The sequence below is a fragment of the Streptomyces sp. CB02366 genome, from assembly GCF_001905905.1.
Lineage (GTDB): Bacteria > Actinomycetota > Actinomycetes > Streptomycetales > Streptomycetaceae > Streptomyces.
Genome location: NZ_LIVT01000014.1, coordinates 96,453 through 111,831 on the forward strand (window position 1 = coordinate 96,453; position 15,379 = coordinate 111,831).

General features: G+C 74.8%; 10 protein-coding genes. 9 read left to right on the forward strand and 1 reads right to left on the reverse strand.

Annotated elements, in window-relative coordinates; all coding sequences use genetic code 11:
• The 9 genes from AMK24_RS28095 (at position 1) to AMK24_RS28135 (ending at position 15,098) form a co-directional block, all read left to right on the forward strand.
• On the forward strand, positions 1-2,379 hold the full coding sequence (locus AMK24_RS28095) for a TOMM precursor leader peptide-binding protein (protein ID WP_073771700.1): 2,379 nt from the start codon (positions 1-3) through the stop codon (positions 2,377-2,379).
• Positions 2,369-4,552, forward strand: coding sequence for a TOMM precursor leader peptide-binding protein (locus AMK24_RS28100; RefSeq protein WP_384578554.1), 2,184 nt, complete (start codon positions 2,369-2,371; stop codon positions 4,550-4,552). Before AMK24_RS28095 ends, AMK24_RS28100 begins: the two co-directional genes overlap by 11 nt.
• Before the next feature lie 111 nt (positions 4,553-4,663).
• Positions 4,664-6,253, forward strand: coding sequence for a nitroreductase family protein (locus tag AMK24_RS28105; RefSeq protein ID WP_073771701.1), 1,590 nt, complete (start codon positions 4,664-4,666; stop codon positions 6,251-6,253).
• Between the two features lie 12 nt (positions 6,254-6,265).
• Positions 6,266-9,064 carry a lantibiotic dehydratase gene (locus AMK24_RS28110; protein WP_073771702.1) on the forward strand — a complete coding sequence of 933 codons (2,799 nt, stop codon included), beginning with the start codon at positions 6,266-6,268 and terminating at the stop codon, positions 9,062-9,064.
• Entirely contained in the window at positions 9,061-10,113 is a 1,053-nt protein-coding gene (locus tag AMK24_RS28115; protein ID WP_073771703.1) for a lantibiotic dehydratase C-terminal domain-containing protein, read from the forward strand. The genes AMK24_RS28110 and AMK24_RS28115 overlap by 4 nt, the downstream gene beginning before the upstream one ends.
• Positions 10,110-11,285, forward strand: coding sequence for a M50 family metallopeptidase (locus AMK24_RS28120; protein WP_073771704.1), 1,176 nt, complete (start codon positions 10,110-10,112; stop codon positions 11,283-11,285). Before AMK24_RS28115 ends, AMK24_RS28120 begins: the two co-directional genes overlap by 4 nt.
• 43 nt (positions 11,286-11,328) lie before the next feature.
• Positions 11,329-12,285, forward strand: a complete 957-nt coding sequence (locus tag AMK24_RS28125) for an ABC transporter ATP-binding protein (RefSeq protein WP_073771705.1) — start codon at positions 11,329-11,331, stop codon at positions 12,283-12,285.
• Between the two features lie 57 nt (positions 12,286-12,342).
• Positions 12,343-13,098 (forward strand): ABC transporter permease, encoded by a 756-nt coding sequence (locus AMK24_RS28130; RefSeq protein WP_073771706.1) that lies wholly within the window; start codon positions 12,343-12,345, stop codon positions 13,096-13,098.
• Entirely contained in the window at positions 13,095-15,098 is a 2,004-nt protein-coding gene (locus tag AMK24_RS28135) for a TOMM precursor leader peptide-binding protein (protein ID WP_073771707.1), read from the forward strand. Before AMK24_RS28130 ends, AMK24_RS28135 begins: the two co-directional genes overlap by 4 nt.
• A gap of 101 nt (positions 15,099-15,199) precedes the next feature.
• Here the strand turns inward: AMK24_RS28135 and AMK24_RS28140 are convergent, their stop codons facing one another.
• Positions 15,200-15,376, reverse strand: a complete 177-nt coding sequence (locus tag AMK24_RS28140; RefSeq protein ID WP_018492818.1) for a thiazolylpeptide-type bacteriocin — start codon at positions 15,374-15,376, stop codon at positions 15,200-15,202.
• Between the last annotated feature and the right edge of the window lie 3 nt (positions 15,377-15,379).

Here is a 15,379-nt window from a genome sequence, read left to right on the forward strand (position 1 = left end):
ATGGCCGACAGCGCCGCACCCACAACGCCCGCTCCGCCCGCCGCACCCACCGCCTCCGCCCCGGCATCGGCTCCGGCGTCTGCCGCGCCTTCGGCGACGGCCAAAGAGCCCGGGGCGCCCGGGACGACCACATTCGATGCGCTCGCCGGTACCCGGCCGCGTATCCGGCGCGATGTGCTGTTCACCGAGACCCCCGGCGGGGTGCTGTTCCACAACGCCGACGGGGGCTTCCACCTCACCGGCCGGACCGCCTACCGCTTCGCCTCCCTCGTCGTCCCGCACCTCACCGGAGCGCACCGACTGGCTGACCTCTGCGCCGGGTTCGGGCCCGCGCAGCGGGCGATGGCCGCCGAACTGGTCAAGACGCTGTACGCGCGCGGCTTCGCCCGCGACATCCCCGAGGCGCAGGCCACCGGGGAGACCGTGGACGAGAAGACCGCCGAACGGTTCGCCGCGCAGATCGCCTACGTCGACCACTACACCGACGACGCCCCCGCCCGGTTCGCCCGCTACCGCGCCACCCGCGTCGCCGTCCTCGGCGACGACGAGACGGCCCACTGGTGCGCGCTCAGTCTCGTACGCAACGGATGCGCGGCCATCGGCACCGCCGCGTCAGCGGCCCCCGGCGCCAGGACGGCCCCGCGCGGCCTCGCCGCCGCCGACTCCGACCCGGACCCCGGCCCCACCCCCGGCGACCTCGCCGCCGAGGCCGCCGCCAACGGAGCGCGGGTGGAGGCCGTCCCCGCCGGAACGGGAGCGGGTTGGGCCGACCTCGCCGGTTACGACGTCGTCGTGGTCACCGGCGTGGACGCCGGGGCGCGCACCCACCGGCTGCTGGCCGCCGGGGCGCCCGAGGGTGTGACGCTCATCCCCGCCTGGCTGTTCGGCCGCCGTCTGGTCGTCGGCCCGCTCGCCACCGCCGGCTCCGCCGGCTGCTGGAACTGCGCCCTGCTGCGCCTGGGCGGCAACGTCGACGCCCCAACGGCGGCCGAACTGTGGAGCGAGGCAGCCGGGGCCGCGCCGACCACGCGAGCCCCGCTGTCCGGGCCGATCGCCGCCATGGTCGGCAACCTCGTCGGCTACGAGATCTTCCGCCTGGCCACCGGGGCGCTGCCCGCCGAGACGGCCGGCCACGTCCTCGTCCAGGACCTGGAATCGCTGGACGTGATGGCCGAGCCGGTCCAGCCCCACCCCCGGTGCACCCGGTGCGCCGCGCTCCCGGCCGGAGGCGGCGCGGCGAGCCCCGCCGCCCTGCCCGAAGGGCTCGCGCTGCCCGTCACGGCGACCGTGGAGACCGCCCGCGACGCGGAGGAACTGGTCGATGAGCTGAACCGGATCAGCGCCGTGCTGGTCCGCCCGTACACCGGGATCTTCCGCCGCTACGACGACGAGGAGCTGACCCAGACCCCGTTGAAGCTCAGCCGCGTCGAGGTGGCGCTCGGGGGCGGCGAGCGCCGGCGCATCGCCGCGTTCGACGTGCACCACCTGGCCGGCGCGCGGACGCGGGCGCTGTACGCGGCGGCCGAGGCGTACGTGGAGCACGTGGTCCCCCCGGCGGACGTCGAGGATGGCGACCGGGCGGACGGCCGGGCCCTGCGGAGGCTGGGGCCCGACGCCCTGACGACCGGCGGCGGCACCGGGGCAGTGCCCGCCGCGTGGGCGGTCGCGACCTCCCTCATCGGCAAGGACCCGGTACGCGTTCCGGCCGCCGCCCTGCGCCCGTTCGGGCCCCACAACCACGACCGGGCCCACCTGGCGACCACGGCGGGATCCGGGGCGGGCGGCAGCGCGGCGGAGGCGGCAGGGCGCGGGCTGCTCTCCGCGCTCGCCCACGACGCCCTGCTCCGTGCCGTGCGGGGGACCACCCGGGTCGGTCCGGTGGCGGTCGGCGGCGACGATCCGGAACTGGTGTTCCTGCTGAAATCGGCGGCCAACCTGGACATCGCCGTGGACCTCCTCGACCTGGGCGAGGCGGACCGCTCCTCGGCGTCCGTGGTGCTGGCCCGGGAGGCGGACGGCCCTTCCTCGGCGGGGCGTTGGGCGGTCGGTGCCGGACTGTCCCGGCGCGCGGCCACCGCCGCCGCCCTGCGCGACCTCCTCGGCCAGGTGCAGCTCGCCGCCGAGGACCCGGGGGCGGCGGTCGATCCCGGGGATCCGCTCATGGCCGACCTGGCAGTCGGGGCGATCGCGGTGGGCGGGGCGTCCGTCGCGGCGGACGGCGCCGAGACCACGTTCGACGCGGTGCTGGAGGCCCTGCGGTCCGCGGGACGCGACGCCCTGTACGTGTCGACGACCCCGGCGGACCTGGCCTCCGTGCCCATCGCCACGGCCCGGGTCCTGCTCACGGTGGACGGCGAGGGCGGTACCGATGCCCGTTGAGACCGCGCGGGACGCACCCGACGCGCCCCCGGCGCCGCACGCATCCCGAGCGCCTGGCGTACCGGAAGCACGCCAGGAACCGGACGCACCCCGCACCCCGGGCCCCCAGGGCCCCCCGGACGCGCCCCAGGCCCAGGATTCCCCGCACGCGGCCACGCCGGCCGTCCCGCTCGGGCCCGTCGTACTGGGGGAAGGCGCCCGGTCGTTCGCGGAGCTCCTGGGGAAGGCGCTGGCCCGGCACGGGGGGACGGCGAACGCCGTGCCGCTGGACGTTCAACCCCTCGGCGTACAGGACGCGTTCACGGCCGAGGAACCCGTGTCCGAGGGCGATGCCGTACCTGTTCGCCACTACGGGCGGCATGCCGTCGTGGGCCCCTTCCCGGTACGGACCGGTACCGATCCGCACGACCGGCCCGGCCCCGAGGTCCCGTACGACCGGCTCGCCCCGCACCACCACAGCCCCTGCGCCCGCTGTCTGGAGCGCCGCTGGCAGGCGGTCCGGTCCGTCGCCGTGCGCGAGGCGCTGGAACTGGGCTCCGGGACCGGGGCCGCAGGGCCGCCCCCGTACCTGACCCTCTTCGCGGCCGAAGCCGTCGCCGGGGTGATCGCCGCCCGGCTGGCCGGGGGCGGGCCGAAGACCGGGGCCTTCCCGGCCGTCCACCTGGTCGACCTCCAGACCCTGGCCGTACGCCACTACCCGCTCGTCCCCGATCCGGAGTGCCCCGGCTGCGCGCGGCCCGAGCCCGACAGCGACGAGGCCGCCGCGCTCACCCTGCGGCCCGCGCCCAAGCTGCGTCCCGGCGGCTTCCGGGTCCGGGACATCGCGGACTACGAACTGCCCGTCCAGCCGTATGCCAACCCCGTCTGCGGGGCGCTTGGCCCCTCCGTCGTCCAGGACGTCTCCTCCACGTCCACCTCCGCCACCATCGGATGCTTTTCGCTGAGGTCGGGACCGTACCTGCGCGAGACGTTCTGGGGCGGGCACGCCGACACCTTCGCCGAGAGCATGCGCATCGGGGTCCTGGAGGGCCTGGAGCGGTACGCGGGCATGCGGCCCCGGTCCAAGCACGCCCAGGTCAGGGCCAGTCTGCACGCCCTGCGCGCGGAGGGCCGGGCAGTCGTGGACCCGCGCGTCTGCGGCCTGTACTCCGACGCCTTCCACCGGGCCGATCCGCGGGTGCGGCCCTTCACCCCGGACCGGGAGATCCCCTGGGTGCGCGGCTGGTCGCTCCGCGACTCCCGCACCGTCCTGGTCCCCGAAGTGCTCACGTACTACCACGCCCCCGGCCTGGAGAACCGGTTCGTGCAGGAGAGCTCCAACGGCTGCGCCTCCGGCGGCGCGCTGGAGGAGGCCGTCTACTTCGGGCTGATGGAGGTCGTCGAGCGGGACGCGTTCCTGCTCGCCTGGTACGGGCGGGCCGCGCTCCCCGAGATCGACGCGCGCACCAGCCGCCGCCCCGCCGTCCGGCACATGGTGGACCGGCTGGAGATGTACGGGTACGAGGCGCGGTTCTTCGACACCCGGATCACCTTCCCGATCCCCGTCGTCACCGGCGTCGCCGTCCGTCCCGACGGCGGGCCCGGCCGGATGTGCTTCGGCGCGGGCGCCGGGCTCGACCCGGAGGCGGCGCTCGCCGGGGCGCTCTGCGAGATCGCCACCGACGCCGTCAACCTCCCGGGCCGCACCGAGCGGGACGAGGCGCGGCTGCGGGCCATGGCCACCGACTTCGCCAAGGTCGAGGCGCTGCACGACCACCCGCTGGCGTACGGGATACCGGAGATGGGCGACCACGCGGACTTCCTGCTCGGCCCACCCGGCGCCGTCCGCCCGCCGGCCCGTTCCTTCGCGGAGCTGTACGGGGAAGGGCCCGGCGCCCGGCCGGTCCTCCCCGCGTCCGACGATCTGCGCGAGGACCTGCTGCGGTGCGTGGACGCCGTCGCCGCCGCCGGGTTCGACGTGGTGGTCGTCGACCAGACCATGCCCGAACAGCGCGACCTCGGGCTCACGACGGTGAGCGTGATCGTGCCCGGACTGCTGCCGATCGACTTCGGCTGGACCCGCCAGCGCGCCCTCGGCATGCCCCGGCTGCGCACCGCCCTGCGCGAGGCGGGGCTGCGGACGGCGGACCTCACCGACGCCGATCTCAACCCGGCCCCGCACCCGTTCCCCTGACCCTGAGCGGACCTGGCCGGCGCCCACGGCCCCGCCCCCCGCCTCTCCCCGCGCCCCGCCCCGAGCCTTCTCCCGGGAGTCCGCCCCTCCCGCCGCGACCAAGGAGCCCCCATGGGATACGCCCATGAATACGCCGCCGCGATCATGCATCGCGGCCGAATCCCGATGGAACCCGCCGACTACGTACCGAACTGGCAGGACGGCCCCCGCAAGGCGAAGTACCACCCCGGCGCCGACGGCTTCCCGCTGCCCGACGCCCCCTATCCGGCCGGGGCGACGCTCGACCGGGGGCTGCACCCCGAAACGGGCCGCGCGTACGGTGAGTTCGACCTCGTCACGCTCTCCGGCATGCTCCGCGACTCCTACGGTTTGACCGGCCGCCGCCTCGGGGTCCAGGCCAACACGGACCTGAACGCGCTGCCCCACTACCCGCTGGCCAACTGGTCGCGCGGCACCGCGTCGGGCGGCGGACTCTACCCGGTCAGCATCCACTGGGTGTCAGGGCCGAGCGCCCCCGTGCCGCCCGGAGTGCACTACTACTCCACCCGGCACCACACCATGCAGCGGCTGCTCACGGGAGACGCCTCCGGCCGGGTGCGCGACGCGCTGGGGGAGGGCGCGCCGGGCGCCTGGACCGATCAGTACCTGGTCCTCGGCATCAAGTACTGGCAGAACTCGTTCAAGTACAACAGCTTCTCCTTCCATGCCGTCTCCATGGACCTCGGTGCCTGCGTCCAGACCTGGCGGATGTGGGCGTCGGCCCGCGGCCTGGCCGTCGAGCCGGCCCTCTGGTTCGACGAGGAGCGGCTCGCCGAGCTGCTGGGCGTGGACCCGGCACGGGAAGGGATCTTCGCCGTGGTCCCCCTCCAGTGGGCTGGTGCGAAGCCGAGTTCGCCGCGGCGAGTGACCGCCGCTTCCGCCGTGTCCGTGCGGCGCGGCGACGTCGAGCGCTCGCGGACGGTCCTCACCTTCGACGCGTTGCTCAGGATGCAGGCGGCCACCGCGACCGGGGCCGCCGCCCGGCCCGCCCCCGACGCCCTGGCCCCGGCCGCCGCGCACCCCGCCGACGAGCGGCTGCCGGAGACCGCTCTGCCGCCGCCCCGGCCGCTGGACGCCGACGTGCGCTCCGCGCTCCGTGCCCGCCGTAGCAGCTTCGGCCGTTTCGACGCGCAGAAGCCCGTCGCCGCGGACCAGTTGGCCGCCTGCCTGGCCGCCGCGTCGGCCGGATCGCGGATCGGCGGCGACACCGGTGACGTACGGCTGGCGCGGCTGTACGCCTTCGTCAACCACGTCGAGGGCGTCGAGCCCGGCTCGTACGCCTACGACCCCGAACGGCACACCCTGCGACGGGTGAAGGAGGGGCGGCCGGGGGAGTTCCTCCAGAAGAACTACTTCCTCGCCAACTACAACCTGGAACAGGCGGGGGCCGTCCTCGTGCCGACGGTCCGCACCACCGCCGTCCTGGACGCGGTGGGCGACCGGGGATACCGGCTGGTCAACGCCACGATCGGGGCCGTCGCCCAGTCCGTCTACACGGCGGCGGCGGCCGTGGGCCTCGGCTGCGGGGTGGCCCTCGGCTTCGACAACATCTCCTACATCGAGGAACTTGGCCTCGAAGAGACCGGTGAGGCACCCCTGCTGATCATGATGATCGGCAACGAACGCCCCGCCCCCGCCGACTTCCGCTACGAGATCGCCTGACGGGGGCCGACGATGACCACCACCCCCTCCGATGCCCGCTCCGACGCCCCCTCCGCGACCGGCAACCGCCCAGCGCCCGCGTTCATGCTGCGCGTGGCCGGGCTCCCGGCCGACGCGGTCCGGGCCCTGCGCTGCCCCGGCAGCCGCCGCTGGGCCGACGGCGTCCTCGACGCCACGGAGCAGCTCGCACGGCTCGCCGGGAAGGCCGGGGACCACCTGCACGGGCTGATCGGCGGCAGCGACGACGAACCGTCGCGCCGCGCCCTGCTGGCGCTGCGCCGCGACGTCTTCAACAACCGGCTGCCGAGCCCTTCCACCGCCGAGGAGGCACTCGCCCGCGTCCGCGCCCTCGACCCGGCCGCCGCCCGCATCCTCATCGACTGGCTGACCGGCCGGCGCGCACTGGACGAACTGCGGTGCGCCGGGGCCGCCCTGCTGGCCGACGAGACCGGCCGCAGCCGCGCCGAGCTGGCCCGGATCGCCGGACACGAACGCCTGCGCAAGGGGCTGCTGCTCGCCTCGCCGACCCTGGACGGGCAGCTCGACGCCTACCGGGAGAAGGCGTCCCGCCCCGGGGCACGACCGGACCGAAAACAGCGCAAGATCGAACGGTCGCTGCTCTCCTACGTCTACCGGACCGCGTGCAAGACCAGCCCGTTCTCCACCTTCACCGGCGTCGCCCCCGGCATCTTCGGCGGCTCGGACGGACTGCGCGTGCACGTCGGCGAGGAGTGGCGGACGCAGGTCAGGCTGAACGTCGTGGCGCTGGGGCGGCTGGCCGACGCGGTGCTCGCCGACCCGGCCCGCCGCGCCGATCTGCCGCTCGCCCCCGCCTCCGGCTGGGGCCGCGACGAGGACCGCGTGCGGTACGTCCGGCGCTGGGTCACCATCGGCGACGAGGACGCGGCCGTCACGTTCGACGCGGTGAAGGACCGCCTGTTCTTCCTGCGCCGCAGCGGCACCCTGGAACGGCTGCTCGGCCTGTTCGAGGAGCGCGGCGCCGTGCGCTACGGCGAGGTGGCCGCCTGGCTGGAGCGGGACCGCGGCGCCGCGCGCGAGGAGTGCGAGCAGTACCTCGCGGCGCTCCTGGACGTCGGCATGGTCCAGGTGCCGTGTCTGCGGACCGAGGTCCACGACACCGACCCGCTGCGCGCGTTCCAGGCCGCGCTGCGCGGTCTCGACCGTCCCTGGGCCGACCGGCTCGCGGACCGGCTGGAGGAGCCGGCCGCCCACGCCGCCCGCTTCGCCGAGGCCCCGCCGGACGAGCGGCGGGCCCTGCTGGCGGCCGTACGGGCGGGGCTGCGGGCGATCCAGGAGGAGGAGCTGGGGGCCGAGCACGCCAAGGTCCCGCAGACGCTGCTGTACGAGGACGCGGCGGCGGGCGCGTTCCCGGCGCCCGGCGGCGCGCAGGCGCCGCCCGGCCTCGACGCCGCCCCGGGCCGGGGCTCCGGGGCGGCCCTCACCCTGGACCCGGACGCCTGGCGGGAGTTGGCCGCCGGGCCGCTGGCCGCCGTGGAGCGGGTGCTGCCCGCCTTCGACCTCACCCTCCCGCAGCGGATCACCTTCCAGGGATTCTTCCTGGCGCGCTACGGACGCGGCGGGCGCTGCGACGACCTGCTGAAGCTGGTCCACGACTTCCACGAGGACTTCTTCGACCAGTACATGACGTTCACCGCCTCGCGCACCCCGTACGAAGCCGACGGGACCTACGTCCCCGAGGTCAACTGGCTCGGGCTGGAACGGCTCCGAGCGCTGGACACCGCGCGGCGCGCCTTCACCGCCCGGATGACCGGGCTGTGGGAGGTGGCGGGGCCCGAGGCCGCCGAGGTGCGGATCGACGACGCCTTCCTGGACGCGGTCGCCGGCGAACTCGACGTACCACCGGGCGGCTTCGCCCCGATGAGCCATCACGTCCAGATCGCCGACCGGCCTGGCGACCCTCTCGTCGTCCTCAACCGGTCCTACGGCGGGGTGTCGTTCCCGTTCAGCCGGTTCACCCAGCTCTTCGAGGGCCTCGGTGAACGGCTCCTCGCGGGCGCCGGGGAGCAGGCGCCCGAGGGGGCGGTCCTCGCCGAGGTCACCGGAGGCCCGGTCACCAGCAACCTCAACCTGCACGGCCGGCTCACTCCGTACGAGATCGTCTGTCCCGGTGAACGCGGCACGCTGGAGCCGGAGTTCAGGATCGACCTGGACGACCTGTACCTCGTGCACGACCCCGGGGACGACCGGCTCGCCCTGCGTTCGGTCCGCCTGGACCGCGAGGTGATCCCCGTTTACCTCGGCTACCTCGTCCCGCTCGCCCTCCCCGAGCTGCCCCGCACCCTGCTCCTCCTCTCCCCGACCTCGATGGCCCCGCTCAACGTGTGGGCGGGCGTCCCCGAGGCCGAGCCGCGCGGCGGGGTCACCGGGCGGCCCCGGGTGCGGCACGGCTCGCTCGTGCTGAGCCGGCGGAGCTGGAGCGCCCCGGCCACCGTCCTGCCGCCGCACCGGCCGGGGGCGCCCGAGGACGGCTGGTTCCTGGACTGGCACGCCTTCCGGCGCACCCACGGCCTGCCCGACCGGGTCTTCGCGACCGTGTCGGACACCGGAGCCCGGGGCGCGACCGGGGCCAAACCGCAGTACCTCGACTTCGACAGCCCGCTCTCCCTGTCCGCCTTCGAGGCGCTGGTCAAGTCCCCGGAGGCCCGCGTGGTGTTCCGGGAGATGCTGCCGGACGAGGACGCGCTGCCCACCGTCTGCGGCGACCGCCGCCACGTCGCCGAACTGGCCGTGGAGACGGCCGCACCCGCCCGCAGGAGGAACGCCCCATGACATCCCCCGTCCCCGCCGCCCCGGCTGCGACCGCCGCCGGACCCTGGCAGGCCACCCACGTCTTCTATGCGGCCAACCCCCGCCCCTTCCTGCTCACCTGCGTCCGCCCGCTGGTCGCGGAGCTGGAGGCGGACGGGCTGCTCGCCGGCTACTTCTTCATCAACTACTGGCTGGAGGGCCCCCACGTACGGCTGCGGCTGAAGCCGTCCTCACCCGCCGCCGAGCCCGAGGTGGCCCGCCGCACCGAGGAGGCCGTGGACGCGTTCCTGACCGAGCGGCCCGCCCTGTACGAGGTCGACTCCGGTTTCCTCAACGACTTCTACAACACCCTCTTCGAGATCGAGTTCCCCGGCGGCGAGCGCGGTCACTACACGGACGACCGGGGCCGGATGAACCTGCGCCCCAACAACTCCCGCCACCGCGAGCCCTACGAACCGGAGTTCGGGAAGTACGGCGGCCACGCCGGGATCGAGCTGGCGGAGTGGCACTTCCGCCACTCCAGCGACCTGGTGATCGACGCCCTCGCCACCAAGAACCTCCACCTGCGGACCGTACTGCTGGGCACCGCGGCCCAGTTCATGATGGTGATGGCGTCCACCTTCCTGCCGGACCGGGCGGAGCTGACGCAGTACCTCGACGCCTACTACACGTTCTGGCACCGGGCGTTCCCCGGCACGGGGTTCATCGGTTCCGCCGAGTACGACACCAACTACGCCCGTACGGCGGACGGGTTGCGGGACCGGTTCGCCCGGGTCCGGGCCGCCACCGCCCCGCCCGGCCGGGCCCGATCGCTGCCCGGGTCGCTGGCGGGCTGGGCCGAGCACTGCGCCGAACTGCGCGACCGGGCACGGAGGCTGGCCGATGACGGGGACCTGGTCTTCCGATCCTGGGACGGCGAGCGGGACGAGCGGGTCACCGACCCCGCCACCGCGCTGCCGCTGCTGCTCTCCCCGTACATGCACATGACCAACAACCGGCTGCACGTCACCATCCGCGACGAGGCATACCTCAGCCACGTCCTGGGCCGGGTCCTCAAGGAGTCCCCGTGAGCGCGGCCCCCGGGGCGCTCGCCTCCTGCCGGCCGGCGCTGCGGCCCCGCGTCCTGCTCAGCGACCCGCTGCTGGACGGGGCCGCCACGGTCCACCTGATCAAGGACGCCGAGAGCGGAAGCTCCTTCAAGGTCGGGGCCAAGGAGCACTTCCTCATCGCCCGCATGGACGGCGAGCGGAGCCTCGCGGAGATCGGCGAGGAGTACGCGGGGGAGTACGGGCGACGGCTGGGCGACGCCCACTGGAAGCGGCTCCTGGGACTGCTGGGGGCGAAGGGCCTGCTGGCCGGGGCGCCGGGCGCCTCTCCCGCGTCCTCGGCCGCCGCCCCGCCCGGAGCCGCCGCCTCCGGGCCCGCCGCCACCCCCGAGCCCCCGGCGCCCGCATCGCCCGCCCCGGAGAAGCGCACCCTCCTGCGCGGATCCCTCCCGCTGGTGGCCGACGCCGACGCCACCACCGCCCGCCTCCACCGCGTCGTCGGCTTCCTCCTCGCCCCCGCCGTGCTGGCGCCGCTCCTGGCGCTGACCCTCGCGATGGAGACGGTGGTCCTCGTGCACGCTGGTGAACTCCTGCTCGCCGTAAGGGGATTGCTCGCGAACCCCGTCCTGCTGACCGGCACCGCCGTCCTGCTCTGGGTGAGCACCGCCCTCCACGAACTGGCGCACGGCGTCGTGGCGCGGCACCACGGCGGACGGGTTTCCGAGATCGGGCTGCGGTGGCGGCTCCCCGCCGTCATCATGTACTGCACGGTCGACGACTACCTCTACCTCGGCACCCGGCGGCACCGCATCGCGACCGCCGCCGCCGGCGCGGTGATGAACCTGATCTTCCTGCTTCCGTTCTGCGCCCTGTGGCTGTTCGTGCCGCTCGACGACGCGACGCGCGAGGCGTTCGCCGCCCTGCTGCTCCTCGGGAGCGTCCAGGCCCTCGTGATGCTCGTACCGCTGCCGCCGCTCGACGGCTACCGGATCGCCTCCCAGCTCGCCGGGGCCACCGGCCTCGCCGCCTCGGCCGGCGCCTACCTGCGGCTCGCCCTGCGCCGCTCCCCGGAAGCGGCCGGCTACCCGCGCCGCGCCCGCATCGCCTACCCGGCCTACGCGGGGGCCACGGCGCTCGTGCTCGCCGGCGCCCTCGCGGCAGCCGTCGCGGGCGTCCACCACCTGCTGACGGCCTGAAGGGCCCGCCCCGGGCCCGCTGTTCCCCCTCAAGGAGAGTCCCATGACGTCCACCGCCCCCCGCACCCCGCAGGCCCCCCAGGCGCAGCCGTCCGCCGGTCCCGCCCTCGCCCTGACGGAGGTCCACAAGACCTATGGCGCGACCCGCGCCGTCGACGGAGTGTCGCTGACCGTCGAACGCGGCGAGTTCTTCGGGCTCCTGGGGCCCAACGGCGCGGGCAAGACGACGCTCGTGGAGATCATGGAGGGCCAGCTGCGGGCCGACTCCGGGACGGTGGCGGTCCTGGGAACGAGCCCTTGGCCGCGCGACACCGCCCTGCTGCCCCGGATCGGCGTGCAGACCCAGACGTCGGCGTTCTTCGTCCGGCTGACCGCCCGCGAACACCTGACCACCATGGCCGCCCTCTACCGGTGCGACGCGGCCGCCGCCGAACGCGCCCTGGCCACCGTCGGTCTCACCGAGCAGGGCGGCACCCGGGTCGACGACCTCTCCGGCGGCCAGCGCCAGCGCCTCGCCATCGCCTCCGCCCTGGTCCACGACCCCGAACTGATCTTCCTGGACGAGCCGACCGCCGCCCTCGACCCGCAGGCCCGCCGCTCCCTCTGGCAGGTCCTGCGCGACCTCAAGGGCCAGGGCCGCACCATCGTCTACACCACCCACCACCTGGACGAGGCCGAGGCGCTCTGCGACCGGGTCGCGATCATGGTCGCGGGCAAGGTCGTCGCACTCGACAGCCCCGCCCGGCTGATCGCCGCCGCCGGCCCGACCACCCGGCTGGTGATCCCGGCCGACCGCCTCACGCCCGAACAGGCCCGCGCCGTCCAGGGCGTCGACCGTGTCACCGAGGAGGGCGGCTCCCTCGTCCTGGAGACGACCGAGGCGGGCCGGGTGCTGGCCGCCGTCGACGCGATCGCGAGCCTCCAGGGCGTACAGACCAGGACGGCGAGCCTGGAGGACGTGTACCTGGACCTGACCGGCACCGGCATCTCCCAGCCGTGACCCTCCCGCCCCGCCCCACCCGCACCGTGCAGTGATCCAGCGATACGGAGACCCCCGATGAGCGCCTACACCGCGCTGAGCCAGGCCGGATACCGGGCCTACACCCGCGACCGCACCACCCTCTTCTTCACCTTCGCCTTCCCGCTGATCTTCCTGGTGGTGTTCGGGCTGATCTTCCACGGCCAGACCGTCGAGGAGAGCGGCAAGCCCTACATCAACTACATCGCACCCGGCGTGCTGTCCTGGGGCGTCGGAAACGCCGCCGTGTTCGGCGTCGGGTTCGTCCTCATGCAGTGGCGGCGCGACGACATCCTCCGTCTGATCCGGATGACGCCCACCCCCGTCTCCGCCGTCCTCGCCTCGCGCTACGTCCTGGCCCTCGGCATCGGAGCCGTTCAGGCGGCGCTCTTCGTGGCCGTGGCCATGCTCCCGTCCTTCGGGCTCCAGGTGGACGGCCGCTGGCCGCTCGTCATCCCGGTGCTGGTCCTCGGCATCACCGCGTTCCTCGCGCTCGGCGTCATCGTCGGCAGCTACGCGAGGACCCCGGAGGCGGTCGCGGCCGTCGCCAACTGCCTGATGATCCCCATGGCGTTCCTGTCCGGCTCGTTCTTCCCGCTGGACGCCATGCCCGGCTGGATGCAGACCCTCTCCCGCGTCCTCCCCCTGCGCTACCTCAACGACGGGGTCTCCGGCGCGCTGACCGGCGGCGGCCCCCTGCGGGACATCGGCGTCGCCTGCGCCGTCCTCACCGGATTCGCCCTCGTCCTCGGAGCGGTGGCGCTGAAGACCTTCCGCTGGAGCGACAAGTCATGACGACGGCCACCGCATCGACCCCCCTGGAGGCGGCGCGCACCCGGCTCAAGTCCGCGCTGACCGCCCGCCACTCCTGGGAACCCGGCGACCTGCCCGCCCCGCACACCGTCCCGCTCGGGGCCGCCGACGTCCTCGGCTTCGGCCGCCCGGACGCGTACGCCCCCGCCCGGCCCGCCGCCAACGTGCACCTGACCTCCCGGGCCGTGCTGATCGGCCCGTGGGGCGGTGGGCCCGGCGCCACCGCCTGCGGCCAGTGCCTCGCGATGCGCTGGCAGCGGCTGCGCAGCCGGTCCGAGCGGGAAGCCCTGGAGCTGGGCCACGCGCCGCAGGGGACGGCGCACTGGCCGGTGCTCACGGAGTACGCGGTGGACGCGGTGTGGGCCGCGTACCGTGCGGTGCTGGGCGCCGGGCCGACCCGGCCCGGCCCGGCGGCCGACGCCCGGGGCCGGGCAGCGAGGGCCCCCGCGTCCGACGCTGAGCCGGCCGCCACCCCCGCCGACCGGGCCCTGCCTCAGGTCACCCGGGTCGACCTGGTCACCCTCGCCACGGCCACCTTCCCGCTGCTGCCCGAACCGCTCTGCCCCGCCTGCGTCCAGGAGGTCCCGGACACGGCGGAAGCGGCCCGGATGGCGCTCGGCCCCGCCCCCAAACCGGCCCCCGGCGTCTACCGGCTCCGCACCGCGGGCTCCTTCCCGCTGCCCACCGCCGCCCTCGCCAACCCGGTCTGCGGTGCGCTCGGCTCCGACGTCCGGATCAACCCCGCCTCCACCACCACCGCCCCGGCCGCCGGATCCCACTTCGTCCGCGGCTACGCGGGCCTCAACGACGTCACCTGGAGCGGCCAGGCCAACCGGTACGCCACCAGCCGCACCCTCGCCCACCTGGAGGGCCTGGAGCGGTACGCGGGCACCCACCGGAGACGCGGCACCACCCCGGTCGTCGACTCCTACGCCAACCTCTCCGGGCAGGCGCTCGACCCCGCGGACTGCGGTTTCTACGCCCCCGAGACGTACGCGACCGACCCCCTGGTCAGCCCCTTCGACCCCGACCGGCCGATCCCCTGGGTCTGGGCCCACTCCCTGCGCGACGACGCCCCGGTCCTGGTCCCGGCCCGGCTCGCCCACTACAGCGCCGGCGTCGACGCCGACAACTTCGTCTTCGAGTGCTCCAACGGCTGTGCCACGGGCGGCAGTCCGGAGGAGGCAATCCTCTTCGGACTGCTCGAACTCGTCGAGCGGGACGCCTTCCTCCTCGCCTGGTACGGCCGGGCCCGCCTCACCGCGATCGACCTCACCACGGCCACCACCCCCGCCGTCCGCTCGATGCTCGACCGGGCCGCCCTGCACGGCTACGACGTGCACGCCTTCGACACGCGCATGGATCTGGCGGTTCCCGTTGTCACCGCCCTCGCGGTCCGCCGGGACGGCGGCCCCGGCGCCCTCTCCTTCAGCGCGGCGGCCGGATTCGACCCGGTGGAGACCGTGGAGTCGGCCCTGTCCGAAGTCCTCACCTACATTCCGCACTTGCCCTACCAGGTCGCCGAGCGCCGGACCGAACTGGAGGCGATGGAGCGGGACTTCACCAAGGTCCTGCACCTCAAGGACCACGCCCAGCTCTACGGGCTGCCGTCCATGACCCGGCACGCCGCGACCTACCTGGAGCCGGCCGCCGTCCTCCCGCTGGACGAGGTGTTCGCCGACTGGCAGCCGCTGCGCCCCCGCACGGGCGACCTGCTGGACGATCTGCGCTTTCTGCGGGACCGGCTGACGGGGGCGGGGTACGACGTCATCGCCGTCGACCAGACGACCCCGGAGCAGCACCGGATGGGCCTGCACACCGTCTCCGCCGTCGTCCCCGGACTGCTGCCGCTGGACTTCGGCTGGAGCAGGCAGCGGGCCCTGCGCATGCCCCGGATGCGGACCGCGCTGCGGACGGCCGGCCGGCGGCCCGACGACCTTCCGGAGGCGGAGACCAGGGCCGCCCCGCACCCCTTCCCGTGACCGGACCCGTCCTCCTTCCCGTCAAGGGGCCGCACCGCGCGTGCGCCGGTCCCCTCCGGCCTGCGGAGGGGACCGGCGCACGGGCGGGCCGGGCAGCGGTCTCAGGCGCTGCAGGAGGTGGTGCTGGTGGTGCTGGAGCAGGTCGACGTCGAGGAGCAGGACGTCGAGCCGGCGAGGACGACCTCCGACGCGTCGGAGTAGTCCGAGATCTCGAAGGTCTCCGACTCCAGCTCCAGGATCTCGTCGGCGAGGGTGGTGAGTTCGGTCTTGGGGGCCATGGT

Excerpts from the sequence above, each read along its gene's own strand:
- AMK24_RS28135 (WP_073771707.1), top strand. The coding sequence starts at position 13,095 with ATGACGACGGCCACCGCATCGACCCCCCTGGAGGCGGCGCGCACCCGG.
- AMK24_RS28110 (WP_073771702.1), top strand. The coding sequence starts at position 6,266 with ATGACCACCACCCCCTCCGATGCCCGCTCCGACGCCCCCTCCGCGACC.
- AMK24_RS28115 (WP_073771703.1), top strand. The coding sequence starts at position 9,061 with ATGACATCCCCCGTCCCCGCCGCCCCGGCTGCGACCGCCGCCGGACCC.
- AMK24_RS28125 (WP_073771705.1), top strand. The coding sequence starts at position 11,329 with ATGACGTCCACCGCCCCCCGCACCCCGCAGGCCCCCCAGGCGCAGCCG.
- AMK24_RS28100 (WP_384578554.1), top strand. The coding sequence starts at position 2,369 with ATGCCCGTTGAGACCGCGCGGGACGCACCCGACGCGCCCCCGGCGCCG.
- AMK24_RS28130 (WP_073771706.1), top strand. The coding sequence starts at position 12,343 with ATGAGCGCCTACACCGCGCTGAGCCAGGCCGGATACCGGGCCTACACC.
- AMK24_RS28140 (WP_018492818.1), bottom strand. The coding sequence starts at position 15,376 with ATGGCCCCCAAGACCGAACTCACCACCCTCGCCGACGAGATCCTGGAG.
- AMK24_RS28105 (WP_073771701.1), top strand. The coding sequence starts at position 4,664 with ATGGGATACGCCCATGAATACGCCGCCGCGATCATGCATCGCGGCCGA.
- AMK24_RS28095 (WP_073771700.1), top strand. The coding sequence starts at position 1 with ATGGCCGACAGCGCCGCACCCACAACGCCCGCTCCGCCCGCCGCACCC.